Below are 18,190 nucleotides of genomic sequence, written 5' to 3' on the forward strand. Positions count from 1 at the left end.
TAAAGAAATGAGGGCACTCTATTATGATGCGAATGATGAACAACAAGGCGAATGTAAAGATTTTTTCCATCGTCATTGCTGCAATTTTTATTGTTGGTATTGGTGCGTTAGCTTATACGCAAATGGCTTCGCCTAGTAGTAATAGTGGGACTAGTACTATTGGGGTTATCGATACATCTCGTATGTTGTCTCAAGATAATCCAATTTATATCTCTGCAGCTCAAGAGTATATGAGCTATCAAAGCCAATTACAACAAGAAACGCAAGCTAAAATTGATGCAGCACAAGATGATGCTACTAAACAAAAAATCGCTGAAGAAGCGCGTCAAAACCTAGCTAAAAAAGATCAAGAAATTGCTAAATCCGTTCAAGATAAAGCTATGGAGGCTGCAAAAGCGGTTGGTGATGCTAAGGGTCTTAGCGTTGTTATGACTAAAGATACTGTACTATATGGCGGTGTTGACATTACAGATCAAGTATTGAAAAAACTAGCTACTGATGCAAAAAAATAAACTGTAGTTCTATGTAAGGGAGAACGACAATGAACGGGAAACAACGATATATAGGACTAGTCATATTTCTCGTTGCTGCAATAAGTGCTATGGTTTGGGCCTATGGTTTTGTAACAAATCGCCAACAGGGTCCTGATGGCATGTCAATAGGTGTTGTACGCATTGATGATGTACTAGAGTTTAATCCATCCTATGCGGATTATAAACAAGCCAAGAATGAACTGGAACTTTTACAACGTCAATATGAACTTGAACAACAAGCCTTAAATGCCAAGTCAGAGACACAAGATGAACAGTTGAAAACACTTGCACTGGATTCAACCTTGTCAGATGCTCTTACGGTAGAATTGCAAACTCGTATTGCAACAAAAGAAAATGAACTAAATCAGCAATTAAATTCGAAGCGCAATGAATTGACTCAAAAGTATTTAGCTGAGTTAAAGGTTAGTACTAATGAATATGATCTGGAAATCGTAAACCTTCAATTAGACTTATATGCCTATGATGCACGTGTATATATAGATGATGCACAAAGGGCGGCGGCTATGGCTGAAAAGGCTAAAAAAGAAGAAAGATTAAAAGAATTATTAGCTAAGAGAAAACCGTCGGATTTCGATGTGGATTCAATTAAAGCAAAGGTACAGGCTGAGCTTGCTCCAATGCAACAAAAAGGGCAGGAAGAGCTCAATCAATACGCTGCATCCCTACAGAAGGAATTAGCTGAGAAACGTGACTCCATGGTGCAACAACAAGCACAAGCCATCATTGCTAATAATAATCTGCCTGTGGCGCAAGATTGGAATGATACATGGGCAAAAAAACTTTCAGATAAAGAAGCTGAAGTGAGTGCACTTCATGAGGCTATTTTAGAAGATGTTCGTATGCGTGTAACAATTATTGCTGAGGAACAACATTTAGATTTAGTCATCATCGATGATGGTGGTAATATTAAAGGGCTTGATATTACTGATGCAGTGAAGGCGTCTTATCGAGTTCAATAAGGAGTTATATTATGAATAAACGTATTAAATCTTTAGTATTAAGTGCAGCTTTAGTAGCTTCTATGGCTATCTTAGGTGGTTGTGGTTCTAACAATGTTGGCTATGTGGATAGCGTGAAAGTAGCAAATAGTACTGAAAAAGGTATTGAAATTACTAAAGAGATTAACGCTAAAAAAGCGGAATTAGATGCTAAAATTGCTGCTGCTGATGAAGCATCTAAACAAAATGTATTTAACCAAGCGAATCAAGAATTAAATGCCTTTGCAAATGCAAAAGCACAAGAATACCGTCAATATCAAGAACAAAAAATCAATGAACTTGTGAAAGAAAAAAAACTTGATGTTATTATTGAAAAAGGCGCTGTTGTTGGTGGTGGCTCTGATGTAACCGATGATTTGATCACAAAAATGGGTAAAGCTTCTGACGATCAAATCAAAGAAGTTGAAAATGCGGCTAAAGCCCAAGAGCAACAAGATGCTCAGCAAAATGCACAGCAAGCAGATCAAGCTACAACAAGTACAACTGAAGCTGCACAATAATTGAGGATTACCACAGGGGGAGGAGTTTGCCTTGGAAAAAAATTTACAGGAACTCGCAAATTTAGTAGGCGGTCAACTTATAGGGGATGAGTCTATTGTCATTACTGAGACACGTAGCTTTGAACAAGCGGTAAAACAATCCATAACTTTTGCAATTGGTGAATATGTTGAACATATTGCGTTATGCCAAGCGGGTGCTGTTATCGTTGAATCAGAAGTAAAAAATGCACCGATGGCGCAAATCGTAGTTGATAATGCAAAATCTGCATTTGCCCAAGTGCTAGAAGTATTCCATCCACCTGTTGTAGTTCCCCGTGAAGTGCATAGTACTGCTATTATTGGCAAGAATGTTACACTTGGTAAAAATGTAGCTATTGGTGCCTATTGTGTTATTAATGATAATGCTGTTATCGGTGATAATGTAACGATTCGACCTTATGTATATATTGGTCATAATGTACGAATTGGGGAAGATTCTGACATCTATGCGGGTGCCATCGTACATGAGAACTGTATTTTGGGTAAACGCGTTGTATTGCGCGCTAAAGCAGTTATCGGTGGTGAAGGTTTTGGCTTTGCCACAGAAAATGGTATTCATACGCATATTCCTCAAGTAGGCAATGTTATTCTTGAAGATGATGTAGAAATTGGTTCTTGCACTACTGTCGATAATGCTACAATGGGATCTACTTTGGTACGTCGTGGTACCAAAATTGACAATCTTGTTCACCTTGGCCACAATGTTGAGATTGGAGAAGATTGTTTCTTGATCGCACAGGTTGGGATTGCAGGTAGTACAAAATGTGGTAACCATGTAATCTTTGCAGGACAAACAGGCTGTACAGGTCATATTACAATTGGAGATAATGTACAATTTGCAGGTAAAACAGGAATTACTGGCAATGTGCCTTCTAATTCTGTTATGGCTGGGTATCCAATGAGACCTCATAAAGAGTGGCTAAAATTGGCTGCTTATGAGAATCGTTTGCCAGAAATGGTGAAAACTGTAAAACAATTACAAAAAGAAATTGACGCTTTGAAAGCACAGCTTAAGGAGAGCTAATAATCCATGTATAGGTTTATGAAAATCTTTAGTGCCTTTATTTGCTTATTACCTAAAGGTTTGCAATATGCTATTGGTACATTGCTTGGTGAAATTGCGTGGTTAGTGGTGCCACCTAAACGCAAGCGCCTAGCGATAGGCCAAATTCTATTCTGTAATATTACAGATGATCCCAAAGAAGCTCGACGTATTGCGAAAGCTAGTACTACACGCTTTGGCCGTATGATTATTGATGTATTGCGCTATCCTGAAATTAAAGATGGCGCATACAAAGATATGGTGGAGTTTATTAATCGAGAGTACTTAGATGATGCCTTAGAAAATGGTCGAGGTGCAATTTTAGCTGCTGTTCATAGTGGTAACTGGGAACTTTTAGGTGGCGTTCTTGCTTCTGAAGGATATCCATTGATTTCTGTGGCTATGAAACAGAATGGTGATGCCGATAAGTTTATCAATGAATATCGTCAGATTATGCATCAACATGTAACCTATAAAACGGGTGTTCGTGAAATGATTAATGAACTAAAAAAAGGTGCATTTTTAGGCCTTATTATGGATCAGGACCCTGGTGATGATGGCGTTCTTGTACCATTCTTTGGCTATGAAACATTGACGGCTGCGGGGCCAGCTGTACTGGCTCGTATGCAAGATGTGCCCATTATTTTTGTAACCATACATTATAGTCCGTTTTCTGAGAAATATGAGATTGAAGCACATCCACCAATTTATGTGGAGCGTACAGATGATAAAAAGCGTGATATAGCGGTAACAACAACTCGTCTAAATGAGTTTATTGAAGATTATATTCGACGATATCCTGAAGATTGGTTCTGGCTTCATAACCGTTGGAAGTGGACTCGTCGTTTTTATGGCGAACAAATAGATACACCACCTGATGTTTTTCAATAGTTAATAATTTTAAAGAGATTTTGTTTATGCGATTGTGGAATCTTCAAGATGAAACTGATTCCTACTAGCATGGATGAAATCTCTTTTTATTTTATAACTTATAACTTAGTGTTTAAAAATAATCTATTAAAATTTTAAAGACTAAGAATAGTCTTTCCAATTAGCGTAATATATGGTAAATTTCTTGTAACGCCTATGCAAATAGGGTATAATACATATTGGTGTATAGTAAACGTGAATTCGGATTATGAAAGGACATTCTTATGAGTAAGCCACAACAAACAATAAAAAAGGCTGTTTCATATCAAGGGATTGGCCTTCATAGCGGTGAACCAGTACATATGGTTTTTAAGCCTGCACCTGAAGATACAGGAATTGTGTTTGTCCGCACGGACATTGAAGGGCATCCTTCTGTGCGAGCACACATTGATAATGTGACGAACACTATGCGCGCTACCACGCTGGAAAATTGTGAAGCAAAGGTATTTACTGTTGAACATGTGATGGCAGCGTTCAGTGCTATGAATATTGATAACTGTTATATTGAAATGGATTCTCCAGAACCTCCTGTAGGTGATGGTAGTAGTGCTATTTTTGTCAATCTTATTGAAGAGGCTGGCATTGAAGAACAAATAGCATCGCGTCATATATACAAAGTGACTCGATCTCATGCTGTTTATGATGGGGATCGTTTTATTGTGATTTTGCCATATGATGGCTATCGCATGACTTTTACATCAATTAACAGCCATCCGTTGCTTGGTACGCAACAATGTGATTTTGAAGTATCGCCTGAGTATTTCAAAGCACACATTGGATCGGCTAGGACTATCGGATTTATGAAGGAATTGGAACAATTACAGGCCATGGGGCTTGCAAAAGGCGGTAGCCTAGATAATGCATTAGTCTATGATGATGAGAAATGTCTATCTATACCACGCTTTGAGGATGAATTAGTTCGCCATAAAGCATTAGATGTTATAGGGGATTTATTCTTGTTAGGACCGATTGAAGGCCATGTAATTGCTTTGAAATCGAGTCATGAATTAAATTCAAGATTGGCTCGCAGTATAATGGAAGAAATAAGGGAGACACAGCCATGATTCTTAATCACGAAGATATTTTAGAAATTTTACCTCATCGTTACCCAATGCTTTTGGTTGATCGCATTGTTGAGTTAGAACCTATGAAACGTGCTGTGGGTATTAAAAATGCTACATTCAACGAATTGTTCTTCCAAGGTCACTTTCCAGGGAACCCAGTTATGCCAGGTGTATTATTGACTGAAGCTATTGCTCAAGTCGGTGGTATTGCATTATTGTACCCTGAGGAAAATCGTGGTCTTACTCCTATGTTTACAGGTATTGATAAAGTGCGTTTCCGCCATCCTGTAAAACCTGGCGATCAAGTTCGCATGGAGGTAGATATTGTTAAAATTAAAGGTAAAATGGGCAAGGTTGAAGGCCGTGCCTATGTTGGCGACAAATTGTGCGCTAGCGGTGAATACATGTTTGCCCTTGTATAATAGAATGAGGAGTGATTGTAGTGATAGTTGTAGGCATGGAAAATGCGGAATCCAACATCCATAGTACAGCCATAGTCCATCCAAATGCTAAATTGGGCAAAGATGTAATCGTAGGTCCTGGCGTTGTTATCGGCGAACATGTCGAGATTGGCGATGGCACACAAATCGGTGCACATGTTGTAATTGGTGGTTGGACAACCATTGGTAAGCGTTGTGAAATTTATCCTAACGCATCTATTGGGTTGGAACCGCAAGATTTAAAATTTAAAGGCGAAAAAAGCTATTGTAATATTGGCGATGAAACGGTTATTCGTGAATTCGTAACTATTAGCCGCGCTACTGGTGAAGGTGAAGAAACACGTGTAGGCAATAATTGTTTACTTCAAGCCTGTACACATGTGGCTCATAACTGTATCGTTGGTAATAATGTAATAATGAGTAATTGTGCTGGTCTTGCAGGGCACGCTATCGTTGAAGATCGCGTTGTTATTGGTGGCCTTGCAGGTATTCATCAATTTGTTAAAATCGGTCGTAATGCAATGGTTGGTGGGATGGCTAAGGTGGTACAAGATATCCCACCTTACGTAATTGCTGATGGTCAACCGGCACGTGTTATCGGTCTAAACTCTGTAGGCCTATCTCGTGCAGGGATTTCCGAAGATGTACGACGTGATTTGAAACAGGCATTCCGTATTATTTATCGTTCTGGATTCAGCTTATCTAAGGCGATTGAAGAAATGGAATTACAACTGGATTCTTCCGTAGAAATTGAAAATTTATTACGCTTCCTACGCAATGCGGATAGGGGAATTATGCGTACTCGTCGCGACTAATTATCAAGACCTCGTACAATGTACGAGGTCTTTTTGTGTGCATTATTACTAGTTGAGTTTTATATCAATGATAATTTACATTATATTTATAGAAAAGTTTTGATAGATATAATCGTAGATTTTTTAGTGCTTAAAAGGAATAAGGGAATTATAATAAAATGATGAAGAAAAAGGCATAAACCATGGCTTTTTAATGGTAAAAAGTAGCTATTTATAGTACAATATATTGTATATGATTATGTCTATTTTTAGGCCTTTTCATAGGGAACTTGAAATTACTAATTGATATATAGGCCGTGAGGCCATCTAGGAGGTATAGTCTTGGCAAAGGTAGGATTAATTGCGGGCATAGGTGTTTTGCCTGTAGAATTCATGCGTGCCGCTCATGTATTGGGCCACGAGGTGGTTGTTATCGGTGTGGTACCTGATATAGACCCGGCTCTAAAGGCTGAGGCTGATGCTTTCTACGATATTGGTGTTGCTAAACTAGGTAAAATCTTCAAAGCCTTGAAAAAAGAAGAGGTTGAAGAGTTAACCATGCTTGGGAAAGTTACTAAAGAGATTCTTTTTAAAGGTCTTACGTTTCCTGATTTAAAAACATTAGGCGTTTTAAAGCGTCTTAAAAATCGTAAAGATGATACGATTATGCTTGCTATCGTTGATGAAATAGAACGAGAAGGCTTTAAAGTATTAGATCAAACCGTATACTTAAAACCATTTATGCCAAAGGTTGGAGTGCTTTCAAAAGCACAACCTACAGATGAGCAATGGGCTGATATTTGTTTTGGTTTTGAACTAGCTAAACAAATGGGTGCCCTTGATATAGGTCAAACTGTTGTTGTTAAGCATAAGGCGGCCATGGCTATTGAAGCTATTGAAGGTACTGATAAGTGTATTTTACGAGGTGGCGAGCTCGGCCGTGGGGATGCGGTTGTCGTTAAAACCGAAAAACCAAATCAAGATGTACGCTTTGATGTGCCGGCAGTAGGCATAAAAACGCTCATGTCTATGATTGATAGTGGTTGTAAGGTACTAGCTGTAGAAGCGGAAAAGACTATTTTCGTACAACAACAAGACGTGCTTGATATGGCAGATCGTCATGGTATTGTTATCTGTGCTGTTGACCAAGAATTTGTAAATTCCAGAAAGGATGCATAATGAAAGTCATGTTTTCCGCCGGTGAAGCTTCCGGCGATACTCATGCGGCAAGTGTAGCCAATGCATTGAGAGAAATAGATCCTTCTGTAGAAATGTTTGGTATGGGTGGCACCCTGATGGAGCGTGCTGGTGTTCGTATCGTGTATGATATTAAGAATCTTGGTGTCATTGGTATTGTAGAGATTGTGAAATCATTGCCAAAATTCTTTAAGTTGCGCACGTATTTGAAACGCGTCATGATGAAGGAGAAACCGGATATTCTCGTTTGTGTAGATTACCCAGGTTTTAATATGAAATTAGCTGCGGTGGCTCATGAACTGGGGATTCCTGTTTTGTATTATATTGCTCCAACGATTTGGGCATGGCATAGTAGTCGCGGTAATACAATCCGTAAGTATGTAACTAAGGTAGCATCTATCTTTCCATTTGAAGCTGAAGCATATCGCAAGTATAAATGTAATGTAGATTTTGTAGGGCATCCTTTACTCGACATCGTACATCCTACGATGACTAAGGATGCGGCCGAAGCATACTTTGGGGCTCGCAAAGAGGCTAAAAAGGTATTGCTCATGCCAGGCAGTCGTAAACAAGAGGTTTTATCCTTACTTGATACGATGTTGAAAAGTGGTGAGCAATTGATGGCGAAGCATGAAGATATTCAATTCTTCTTGCCTCGAGCACATACAATTGATCGAAGTGAGCTAGAAGAGTTTATCGATGCTCATAAGGTGCCTGTTACGATTACGGAAGACCATACATATGACTTGATGCAGATTTGTGATGTGTGCCTTGCTGCATCAGGAACGGCTACATTAGAAACGGCGATGATGGAATTGCCAACGGTATTATTGTATCGTGTATCTCCAATTACGTATGGTATTGGTAAGATGGTTGTGAATGTAACACATGTGGGCTTGCCTAATATTGTAGCGGGTAAAGAAGTCATTCCCGAATTATTACAAGATGCTGTCACTCCAGACGCAATTGTGTCTTTGGTAGAACCATTGCTCAGAGATGTAGACAAAAATGAAGCTATGCGCAGTGAATTGCGCGAAGTACGTCATAAATTAGGTGAGCCGGGTGCAGTAAAACGGGTAGCACATCTTGTATATAATCTCGGTAAGGAGAAATGTAATGAATAGTTATTCTAGGCTCTTATACTTTGTAAAGCCTTATTATAAGCGAATGCTTTTTGCAGTGTTCTGCATGATTGTCGCTGCTGCTGCCTATTTGGTAGTACCTTGGCTAATTAAGAATGTAGTAGACCAAGTATTAGATGAAAAGAATATGTTTATGTTGAACCTTATTGTAGGTGCTATTATACTCATTTTCCTAATTCGTGGCTTTGCTACCTATGGTCAAACTTATAACATGTCCTACATCGGACAGCGCGTGATTATCGATGTACGTGAGGCTATTTTTAATCATCTACAAAAATTAAGCTTATCCTATTTCGATCGTCGTAAGACGGGCGTTATCATGAGTAATCTTACAAATGACGTAGCTGCATTGCAAACGGCCGTGGTAGATAATTTGATTTCTTTTATCACTGAATCTGTAACACTTATCGGTTCCTTGGTGTCCATGCTTCTCATTGACTGGAAATTGACGTTAGTTACTTTTATTACGGTTCCCGTAGTTTTAGTGATTATCAATGTTTTTGGTAAGAAGCTTCGCGTGGCGGGGCATGATGTCCAAGGGCGTGTAGCTGATATTACGGCACTTTTACAAGAGGTAATTAGTGCAGTTCGCGTTGTAAAATCCTTTGCTCGTGAAGATTTTGAGCGTAAGCGCTTTGAAGACGAAAATAATCGCAATTTTAAAGCAGTTATCAAAGCTACTAAATTGACTAGCTTGTTAAGCCCAATGGTTGAGTTTTCTGCGGCAATCGCTGTAGCGGTCATCCTTTGGTACGGTGGTTACTCCGTAGTAACAGGTGCTATTACTGCAGGCTCTTTGATTGCTTTCTTGATTTATGCTATTAACTTGTCAAATCCCGTAAAACGTTTGAGTCAAGTATATGGTAATATTCAAAAGGCGTTGGCTGCTGCCGATCGTGTATTTGAAATTTTAGATACTAAAACAGATGTTGTGGAGAAACCTGATGCTATTACATTGCCTGCTATTACCGGCAATGTGGAGTTTAATGATGTTTCTTTTTCCTATGATGGAGAAAAGATTGCCTTAGAAAATTTTACTTTGTCAGTTAAGGCTGGTGAAAGTGTGGCCCTTGTTGGACCATCTGGTGCAGGTAAGACAACTCTCGCTAACTTACTACCTCGTTTCTATGATGTAACCGGTGGTTCTATTACAATTGATGGTTACGATATAAAAAATGTTACTTTTAAATCCTTGCGTGAACAAATTGGTCTTGTACCACAGGAAACCGTATTATTCAATGCTACAATTAAAGAGAATATCTTGTATGGTCGTTTAGATGCTACTGATGAAGACGTGTATGAAGCGGCTAAAGCGGCTAATGTACTTGAGTTCGTTGAGAAGATGCCTGATGGTCTCGATACAATTGTAGGCGAACGAGGTAGTTCATTATCTGGTGGACAACGTCAACGCGTTGCCATCGCACGTGCTATTTTAAAAGACCCTCGTATTTTAATTCTAGATGAAGCTACATCTGCTTTAGATACGGAGAGTGAAAAACTTGTGCAAGAGGCGTTAGATCGCCTTATGAAAGGGCGTACGGCATTTGTTATTGCCCATCGATTGAGCACTGTTCAAAATGCTCATCAAATTGTTGTACTCAATCAAGGCCGCTTGGTAGAGCAGGGGACTCACCAAGAGCTATTAGCTATTGACGGCGGATTGTACAACCATCTTTATTCCGTTCAATTCTCCAATAAAGGATAACCATGTACTGGATATATAACGTATTGCTCATATTCTATTGGATTGGCTTGATTCCGGTTATTTTATACCGACTTGCCTTTGAAGATGGATTTTATGAGCGTATCAAACAGAGTGCAGGCTATATGCCAGCTTCACTATTAAAAAAAATTGAAGGGCGTCGTGCTATTTGGATTCACGCCGCTTCTGTAGGGGAAATTGTGGCTACCAGTCCATTGGTAAAAGAAGTCAAAAAGGAGTTTCCTGAAGCTGTTGTGGTCGTGTCTGTAGTTACTGCTACTGGTCATGCTATGGCTCATCGTATCATTCCTGAAGCAGAAGGAATTATTTTCTTTCCCCTTGATTTACCATATTTAACTCGTAAAATTTTACATATTATTAAGCCGATTACTATTTTACTTGTAGAAACTGAAATCTGGCCAAACTTCTTGCGTATCGCCGAATCGGAAAATATTCCAGTTATGATGGTTAATGGACGCATTTCAGATCGCAGTATGAAACGTTATAAGTATATCAGTGCTTTTACACGTGAAATGTTACGTTCTATTGAGCGTTTTTGCATGCAGTCCAAATTTGATGCGGCGTATATTGAAAGTTTAGGTGCTCATACACCTGATATTACTGTAACAGGTAATATGAAATACGATCAAACATATGCCACCGTATCATATGAAGAAAAACAAGCTCTTCTCGATGAATTTGGCTTTGGGAATAATCATCCTATCATTATTGCAGGTAGTACTCACAAAGGTGAAGAAGAGGCTATTTTTGAAACTTTCAAGCAAGTATTGAAAGAGTATCCACAAGCTCGTTTATTGATTGCACCTCGTGAGATTTATCGCGGTCATGATGTGCAAAATATTGCAAAGCGTTATGAATTGAGTGCTATTTGTCGTAGCGATATGAAGGAGCCTGTTCACGAAGGCATTCCCGTTGTTGTTTTAGATACTATTGGTGAACTTGGACGACTGTATAGCTTAGGCGATATTATCTTTGTTGGTGGTTCCCTTGTTAAAACTGGAGGCCATAATATTTTGGAACCAGCTGCACATGGTAAGCCAATTTTGGTTGGGCCTCATATGTTTAACTTTAAAGAAATTTTCGCCTTATTAAACTCTCGAAATGCTTGTGAGCAAGTGAAGAATGGAAAAGAGTTAACCGCTATGGTCTTGCGGTTATGTAATGATAGAGACTTGGCTAAAAAGATGGGGCAAAACTGCCTGGATATCATTAAAGAAAATCGTGGTGCTACGCGACGTAATACACAAGAGTTGCGTTTGCTATTTGAGAAACATCAAATTATTCCGTAGTAAGACTAAATTTGTAGATTAGTTTACTGTATTACATAATAGGAGGCGTCACCTATGAGTGGGGAAGCATTATTCAAATCCATCGTTAGTGGTGAAGATCAATCCGTATTAGGTGATATAGCTCGCTCCAGTTTAGGCCTTTTGAGTAAAGGTTATGAGAAAGCTGTATCAATACGCAATGCTCGATTTGATGAGGGTAAAGGCGTTACGAAAGTTACAGTGCCTGTAATCAGCGTTGGCAACATTACGGCTGGTGGTACTGGAAAAACACCGATGGTGCGATTTATTTGTGATGTGCTTACTCAGAAGGGCCTTCATCCTACTGTTCTTAGTCGTGGGTACCGTGCAGAAGATAATAACAAAAATATTATTATTTCTAAAGACGGAACAATGCTTGTAGAGCCATCTATCAGTGGTGATGAGGCTTGGTTACTGGCTAAGGTTTTACAAAAATCCAATGTAATTATTGGACGTGAACGTTCCAAATCCGCAGAAATCGCTATTAATGAGCTAGGTGCCGATTGTCTTATTATGGATGATGGATTTCAACATCGTGCACTAGCAAGAGATATTGATATTGTACTAATTGATGCATCCAATCCGTTTGGCTATGAACATGTGTTGCCACGGGGACTATTACGTGAACCCCTTAGTGGTTTACAGCGCGCGGATATTATCGTTCTTACTAAGGTTGATCAAGTAGCACCAGGTATTGTATCCGGCATTCGAAAGCGATTAACTCAGATGATTCCCAATATACCTGTCTATGAAACAACCCATAAACCGCAATTTATGTACACCTTAGATGAGTGGTCTAATGGTTCTGTTGGGGCTTCTGTAGATGCTTACAAGGAACAACGCATTATGGCTGTAAGTGGAATTGGAAACCCTCAATCCTTTACACAAACGTTAACTGATGTAGGGTATAACGTTGTTCATACCTTGCCATTTGAAGATCATCATGACTTTTCAAATGATGATGTAGTTGAGATTTGGAAACAAGCATTTGCTCATCAAGCTGATGCTATTTGCATTACAGAAAAGGATGCAGTTAAGTTAAGTCAGTTGCATGCAATTGAAGATTTGAAAATACCGATTCTGGTGCTATCTATAGGGATTGAATTTATTTCTGAAAAACAAGAATTCATAGAAAATTTAGAGATTTAGTGTATAATAATAAGATACACGAATAACAGAAATGGGGTTTTATCGTGAAGTTTGGATGTGTTATTCCTGCGCGTTATGGTTCTACAAGATTACCGGGCAAACCATTAGCTGATATTGCAGGTAAACCTATGATTGAACGGGTTTATGCAAGGGTATCACAAGCTACAAAGACAATATGTACAATTGTAGCCACTGATGATAACCGCGTATATTCTGCAGTACAACAGTTTGGGGGAACTGTTATGATGACAGATCCTAATCACCCTACAGGAACGGATCGATTAGCAGAGGTTGCTAGTCATTATACAGACTTAGATGTTGTTATCAATGTCCAAGGTGATGAACCGATGATTGATCCAAATCTTATTGATGACTTGGCACGTTTATTTGAGGAAGATTCAAACTTGCAGATGGCCACAGTAGCTACACCTTTATTAGAGGAAGAGTACGAGGAGCCATCAGCGGTAAAGGTTATTTTAAATAATCGTAATGATGCGATGTATTTTTCTAGATCTTTAATCCCATATCCTCGCCATGACTTTGTACGTCCGCCACTAAAACATATTGGCATCTATGCATATCGTAGAGAGTTCTTATTGAATTACGCTAAGATGGAACCAACTCCGGCGGAGCAAACAGAATCTCTAGAACAATTACGTGCTCTGGAAAATGGTTATAACATTCGTGTTATTCTAACAGATAAACGATTTATCGGTGTTGATACACCTGAAGACTTAGCTCGTGTTAATGCAATTTACGAGCAAGAGGAGAAATAAATGAAAACAGTTCAAATTAAAGATATTACAGTGGGTGGTGGCAAAGGTTTATTTGTCCTTGCAGGTCCATGTGTTATTGAGGACTATGACCGCACATTAGCTATCGGTAAACGAGCAAAAGAGATATGTGAACGTTTAGGTGTTCCTTATATCTTTAAAGCTTCCTTTGATAAAGCTAATCGCTCTAGCTTTAACTCCTTCCGTGGACCAGGTCTTGAGGAAGGGTTAAAAATGCTTGCTTCTATTAAGAAGGAACTCAATGTGCCCGTTGTCAGTGACATTCACTCTATTGAGCAAATTGAACCTGCAGCTGAAGTATTAGATATTCTACAAATTCCAGCTTTTTTATGCCGTCAAACTGATCTTGTTTACGGCGCTGCTAAAACTGGTAAATGCGTAAATGTTAAAAAAGGTCAATTCATGGCTCCTAAGGACATGGAAAATGTTCTTAATAAAATGAAAGAAACAGGTAATGAAAATCTTATGCTTACCGAACGTGGTTTTAGCTTTGGTTATAATAATCTCGTAGTTGACATGAGATCGTTCCCAATTATGCGTTCTTTCGACTATCCGGTAATCTTTGATGCTACTCATAGCGTTCAATTACCAGGTGGTGCAGGGACTAAATCTAGTGGTAACCGTGAATTTGTACCAAATTTGGCACGTGCGGCTGTGGCTAGTGGTGTAGATGGGCTATTCTTTGAAGTGCATGATAATCCTGAGGAAGCATTGTCTGATGGTCCTAATATGTTGTATTTAGATCAATTCGAAGATGTGCTTCGTGATTTAGTAGCTATTGATAAAATCGTAAAAGGTTAGGGGCGGTATTTGTGACTATTTTAGAACAAGCTGCACAGGTGCTTCATGAGGAAGCTCGTGCTATTGAAGAATTAAGTTCTCGTTTGGATCACAATTTTGTAAATGCTGTAAATATGATTTTGGCTTGTAAGGGCCGTGTAGTATGTACAGGAATGGGAAAATCTGGTCATATTGGTCGTAAAATTGCGGCTACCTTGGCTAGTACAGGGACACCGGCACTTTTTATGCATCCTGGTGAAGGCGTGCATGGTGATCTTGGTATGATTACTGAAGATGATGTAGTGTTAGCCTTTTCTAATAGTGGTGAAACAGGAGAAATTATAAGTATTTTGCCGTCTCTGCGCCGCATAGGGGCTAAATTAATCTGTGTTGTAGGGAAACCAGAGTCTACATTAGCAAAAAATTCTGATATTGTATTGTTGGCAGAGGTAGAACGAGAAGCTTGCCCATTAGGTTTAGCACCTACTACAAGTACTACTGTTGCCCTAGCACTAGGTGATGCGTTAGCAGTATGTTTATTGGAACGCCATCATTTTACTCCAGAAAACTTTGCTGTATTCCATCCAGGTGGTTCCTTAGGTCGCAAATTATTGTTGACTGTAGAAAATATCATGCACGGTGGCGAGGATAATCCAACAGTATTTAAAGGGGCTACCGTTCGTGATGCACTCTTTGTAATGACAGAAAAAGGGTTAGGTGCTACAAATGTTATTGATGAAGAAGGCCATTTGTTAGGTCTAGTGACTGATGGTGATGTTCGACGTGGACTTGATTCTGGCAGCAATTTTTTAGAATGGCCCGTAGAGGATATGATGACGTCTATGCCGCGTACGATTACCAAGGATAAATTGGCCGCAGAAGCGCTTCATTTAATGGAGAAAAATCAACCTCGCCCTATCACCGTATTACCAGTGGTTGATACTAATAATGTATGTCTTGGCATTGTTCACATTACCGATTTATTGCGTAGAGGCATTGTATAATGAATATTCAATGGATTGTTCTCGATGTTGATGGAGTTTTATCAGATGGCACTCTAATTTATACATCGACTGGAGAAGAGCTCAAATCCTTTTCTGTAAAAGATGGTTTAGGCTTGACTGCGGCTCGTAAATCAGGGATAAAGTTAGCAATTATTACGGCTCGCGTATCTCCGATGGTAGAGCGTCGTGCAAAGGAATTGCACTTTGATGAACTTCTTATGGGGCATGCTAATAAAACTGAAGCATTAAGAGCTCTTTGTAAAAAACATCAAATCGACTTAGATTCGGTTGCTTACATGGGTGATGATCTTAATGATTTAGGAGCTCTTCAACTCGTAGGTTTACCGATGGCACCAAACAATGCGGTATTAGAGGTTAAATCATTAGCTAAATTTATTTCTAACGCAAATGGTGGTCATGGTGCCGTTAGAGAGGCTGTAGAATATATCTTGAAGAATCAAGGTTTATGGGATTCTGTTGTTGCAGATTATGCGCGAGAGGCCCATGCTCATGGACAATAAAGGAGGTGGGCAGAATGAATAACGAATGGCAATACCATTTAGTTAAAGGCATTAGTTGGCTTGTTTGTCGACTACCATACAAGCTCATTTTGCTCATAGGCGCTTGTTTAGGTCCTGTATATGGGCTAATAGCGAAGAAGCAAAAGCTTAGAGGCATAAATAATATTAAAATTGGCATGAACATGAATGATCAAGAGGCGGAACAATTAATTAATAAGTTGTTCAAGAATCTCGGTCGCAGTGTTATGGAAGTATTGTACATGCCAAACCTGACGAAATCCTTTATCAATAAACATATAGAGATGCGTGGTGTTGAACATTTAGAAAAGGCCATTGCTGAAGATAAGGGGGTTATCGTTCTTACAGGTCATGTAGGCAACTGGGAATGGATGGGGGCTGCTATGGCGGCTCATGGATACCCTTCCACTACAATTGTTAAGAAACAACCTAATGCTCAATTCACACGCCTTATGAATGAATATCGTGAGATGGTGGGGCTTGACGTATTTGCTAGTGGTGGTAACGAAATCGTTTCTGCTGCTAAGGCTTTAAAAAAGAAAAAACTTCTTGGATTCTTAGCGGACCAAGATGGATATATAAATGGTTTACCAGTTCCGTTTTTGGGACAAGATTCATCAGCTGTTATGGGACCAGCCACATTTGCAAAGAAATTTGGCTCCCCTGTAGTACCTATTTTTGCATCTCGTAAGCCTGAAGGAGGACATATCGTTCATATCTTGCCGGCATTACATTATGAGGAAACTGGTGATGAAGATGTTGATATGTATCGTCTAACTGAAGCCTGTGTACGTGTTACAGAAGACTTTATTCGTGAACATCCAGATGAGTGGCTTTGGTTCCAGCATCGTTGGATGACTAAGATGGATCAAATTATTGATTACGATAAGAAGATAGCTATACGGGAGAGAGCACATGAAAAACAATAAAAAGTTAATTGCCATTGTGGTCGCTATAGTATTAGCTCTAATCGGTCTTATTGTATTTATTATGAAAGACTCTAATGAGGCTACTTCCACTCAAAATCAAAGTGGACAACTCGTTAATTTCCAAGGTGCGGACTTGCAAGAGGAAAAGGATGGCAAGCTAGTATGGGCATTATCGGCTGAGAAGATTGAATATGACCCGCGTACAAAAGCTATCGTTCTGACCAATTTGAAAGGTCTGTTCTATCAAGATGATGTGACTACTACGATTACAGCTCCTCATGCTGTACTGACGGGGGATCGAAACTCTCTTGATATTGATCAAGGCGTTACTGCTACTAATACGGAGGGTGCAGAATTTAAAACTGAGGCCCTTCATTTTGATAACAAAACGAAAACATTGACATCTAAAACGGCTTTCACTTATAACAGCAAGGATGTAACCCTTACAGGTGACAAACTTGAGGGCAATATGTCCTTAAAAATTATTAAAGCCATTGGACATGCGAAATTAACAAAGAAGTAATTGAGAGGAAATATGATGAATAAGAAAAAACAGATTGGTATGGCTATATTAGCTGTACTCATGACCGCATCTGTTACAGTTTGGGCAGCAAATGATCCGTTGACTATCAGTGCTGATACATTGTCTTATGATGGCAATTCAGGTCGTGCAGATGCAACAGGTAATGTTGTTATTACCCAAGCGGATAAAACTATGACTGGTGCCAAGGGTTGGTACAATACAAAAACTCAAGAAGCAAATCTTGATGGTGGTGTATCTATGATTGGTTCTGATATGGCCATGTCTGCTCAAACGGTTCACAGTTACAATAATAATAAATTCACTGCTAATGGTAGCGTTCATTTACAACGTGCTGATCGCCAAATCTTTGGTGACAGTGTTGAGTATAGTACTGACTCTGAATACGGTCTTGTAACAGGTAATGCCCGTTTGATTGCTGAAGGGACAACTTTGACAGGTGATAAGGTAGAAGGCTGGATGAAGGAAGTTCGTGCTGTAGCGCAAGGTAATGTTACTTTCTCTAATCCTGAACGAAACGTATCTGGTTCTGCTGACCGAGCTACATATACGCAAACACCAAACCAAAATGATGGGGTTGTACTCTTATCTGGTTCTGCGCATGCCGTTCAAAATGGTAATGTACTGAATGCACCGGAACTGAAAATTCGTTTAGCTGATGATTCTGCTGAAACATTAGGTGGACGTAGCACACTTGTCATTGTTCCGAATAAATAAGGATAAT

General features: G+C 39.3%; 20 protein-coding genes. All 20 read left to right on the forward strand.

Annotated elements, in window-relative coordinates:
• Nucleotides 1-23: 23 nt before the first annotated feature.
• The 20 genes from HMPREF1865_RS08815 to HMPREF1865_RS08910 all read left to right on the forward strand — a co-directional run bounded on the left by HMPREF1865_RS08815 (nt 24) and on the right by HMPREF1865_RS08910 (nt 18,183).
• Nucleotides 24-512, forward strand: a complete 489-nt coding sequence (locus HMPREF1865_RS08815; protein WP_004695463.1) for an OmpH/Skp family outer membrane protein — start codon at nt 24-26, stop codon at nt 510-512.
• 29 nt (nt 513-541) lie between these two features.
• Nucleotides 542-1,513, forward strand: a complete 972-nt coding sequence (locus HMPREF1865_RS08820) for a coiled-coil domain-containing protein (RefSeq protein ID WP_021147878.1) — start codon at nt 542-544, stop codon at nt 1,511-1,513.
• Nucleotides 1,514-1,524: 11 nt separating this feature from the next.
• Nucleotides 1,525-2,052: an OmpH/Skp family outer membrane protein gene (locus tag HMPREF1865_RS08825; RefSeq protein ID WP_004695467.1), complete on the forward strand. Its 528-nt coding sequence runs from the start codon at nt 1,525-1,527 to the stop codon at nt 2,050-2,052.
• Between the two features lie 31 nt (nt 2,053-2,083).
• A complete protein-coding gene (gene lpxD, locus HMPREF1865_RS08830; protein ID WP_060919865.1) occupies nt 2,084-3,115 on the forward strand; it encodes a UDP-3-O-(3-hydroxymyristoyl)glucosamine N-acyltransferase in 1,032 nt (343 codons plus the stop codon).
• Nucleotides 3,116-3,121: 6 nt separating this feature from the next.
• Nucleotides 3,122-4,024, forward strand: coding sequence for a lysophospholipid acyltransferase family protein (locus HMPREF1865_RS08835; protein WP_060919866.1), 903 nt, complete (start codon nt 3,122-3,124; stop codon nt 4,022-4,024).
• Between the two features lie 263 nt (nt 4,025-4,287).
• Nucleotides 4,288-5,127, forward strand: a complete 840-nt coding sequence (gene lpxC, locus HMPREF1865_RS08840; RefSeq protein ID WP_060919867.1) for a UDP-3-O-acyl-N-acetylglucosamine deacetylase — start codon at nt 4,288-4,290, stop codon at nt 5,125-5,127.
• A complete protein-coding gene (gene fabZ / locus HMPREF1865_RS08845) occupies nt 5,124-5,549 on the forward strand; it encodes a 3-hydroxyacyl-ACP dehydratase FabZ (protein WP_004695477.1) in 426 nt (141 codons plus the stop codon). Before lpxC ends, fabZ begins: the two co-directional genes overlap by 4 nt.
• Nucleotides 5,550-5,569: 20 nt before the next feature.
• A complete protein-coding gene (gene lpxA / locus HMPREF1865_RS08850) occupies nt 5,570-6,382 on the forward strand; it encodes an acyl-ACP--UDP-N-acetylglucosamine O-acyltransferase (protein ID WP_081094615.1) in 813 nt (270 codons plus the stop codon).
• Between the two features lie 321 nt (nt 6,383-6,703).
• Nucleotides 6,704-7,540 carry an LpxI family protein gene (locus HMPREF1865_RS08855; protein WP_060919868.1) on the forward strand — a complete coding sequence of 279 codons (837 nt, stop codon included), beginning with the start codon at nt 6,704-6,706 and terminating at the stop codon, nt 7,538-7,540.
• Nucleotides 7,540-8,682, forward strand: a complete 1,143-nt coding sequence (lpxB, locus tag HMPREF1865_RS08860; protein ID WP_060919869.1) for a lipid-A-disaccharide synthase — start codon at nt 7,540-7,542, stop codon at nt 8,680-8,682. Before HMPREF1865_RS08855 ends, lpxB begins: the two co-directional genes overlap by 1 nt.
• Nucleotides 8,675-10,405 carry an ABC transporter ATP-binding protein gene (locus tag HMPREF1865_RS08865; RefSeq protein ID WP_060919870.1) on the forward strand — a complete coding sequence of 577 codons (1,731 nt, stop codon included), beginning with the start codon at nt 8,675-8,677 and terminating at the stop codon, nt 10,403-10,405. The genes lpxB and HMPREF1865_RS08865 overlap by 8 nt, the downstream gene beginning before the upstream one ends.
• Before the next feature lie 2 nt (nt 10,406-10,407).
• Nucleotides 10,408-11,712 (forward strand): 3-deoxy-D-manno-octulosonic acid transferase, encoded by a 1,305-nt coding sequence (locus HMPREF1865_RS08870; RefSeq protein WP_060919871.1) that lies wholly within the window; start codon nt 10,408-10,410, stop codon nt 11,710-11,712.
• Between the two features lie 54 nt (nt 11,713-11,766).
• Entirely contained in the window at nt 11,767-12,879 is a 1,113-nt protein-coding gene (gene lpxK, locus HMPREF1865_RS08875; RefSeq protein ID WP_060919872.1) for a tetraacyldisaccharide 4'-kinase, read from the forward strand.
• Between the two features lie 44 nt (nt 12,880-12,923).
• Nucleotides 12,924-13,655: a 3-deoxy-manno-octulosonate cytidylyltransferase gene (gene kdsB / locus HMPREF1865_RS08880; RefSeq protein ID WP_060919873.1), complete on the forward strand. Its 732-nt coding sequence runs from the start codon at nt 12,924-12,926 to the stop codon at nt 13,653-13,655.
• Entirely contained in the window at nt 13,656-14,474 is an 819-nt protein-coding gene (kdsA, locus tag HMPREF1865_RS08885) for a 3-deoxy-8-phosphooctulonate synthase (RefSeq protein ID WP_004695496.1), read from the forward strand.
• Nucleotides 14,475-14,485: 11 nt separating this feature from the next.
• On the forward strand, nt 14,486-15,457 hold the full coding sequence (locus HMPREF1865_RS08890) for a KpsF/GutQ family sugar-phosphate isomerase (RefSeq protein WP_004695498.1): 972 nt from the start codon (nt 14,486-14,488) through the stop codon (nt 15,455-15,457).
• Entirely contained in the window at nt 15,457-15,978 is a 522-nt protein-coding gene (locus HMPREF1865_RS08895; protein WP_060919874.1) for a KdsC family phosphatase, read from the forward strand. The genes HMPREF1865_RS08890 and HMPREF1865_RS08895 overlap by 1 nt, the downstream gene beginning before the upstream one ends.
• A 14-nt stretch (nt 15,979-15,992) precedes the next feature.
• Nucleotides 15,993-16,925, forward strand: coding sequence for a lysophospholipid acyltransferase family protein (locus HMPREF1865_RS08900; RefSeq protein WP_004695502.1), 933 nt, complete (start codon nt 15,993-15,995; stop codon nt 16,923-16,925).
• Complete coding sequence (lptC, locus tag HMPREF1865_RS08905; protein WP_021147890.1) at nt 16,912-17,448, forward strand: LPS export ABC transporter periplasmic protein LptC; 537 nt, start codon at nt 16,912-16,914, stop codon at nt 17,446-17,448. The genes HMPREF1865_RS08900 and lptC overlap by 14 nt, the downstream gene beginning before the upstream one ends.
• Nucleotides 17,449-17,460: 12 nt before the next feature.
• Entirely contained in the window at nt 17,461-18,183 is a 723-nt protein-coding gene (locus HMPREF1865_RS08910) for an LptA/OstA family protein (protein ID WP_004695505.1), read from the forward strand.
• Nucleotides 18,184-18,190 lie beyond the last annotated feature (7 nt).

The organism is Veillonella parvula, assembly GCF_001553335.1.
Taxonomy (GTDB): domain Bacteria; phylum Bacillota; class Negativicutes; order Veillonellales; family Veillonellaceae; genus Veillonella; species Veillonella parvula_S.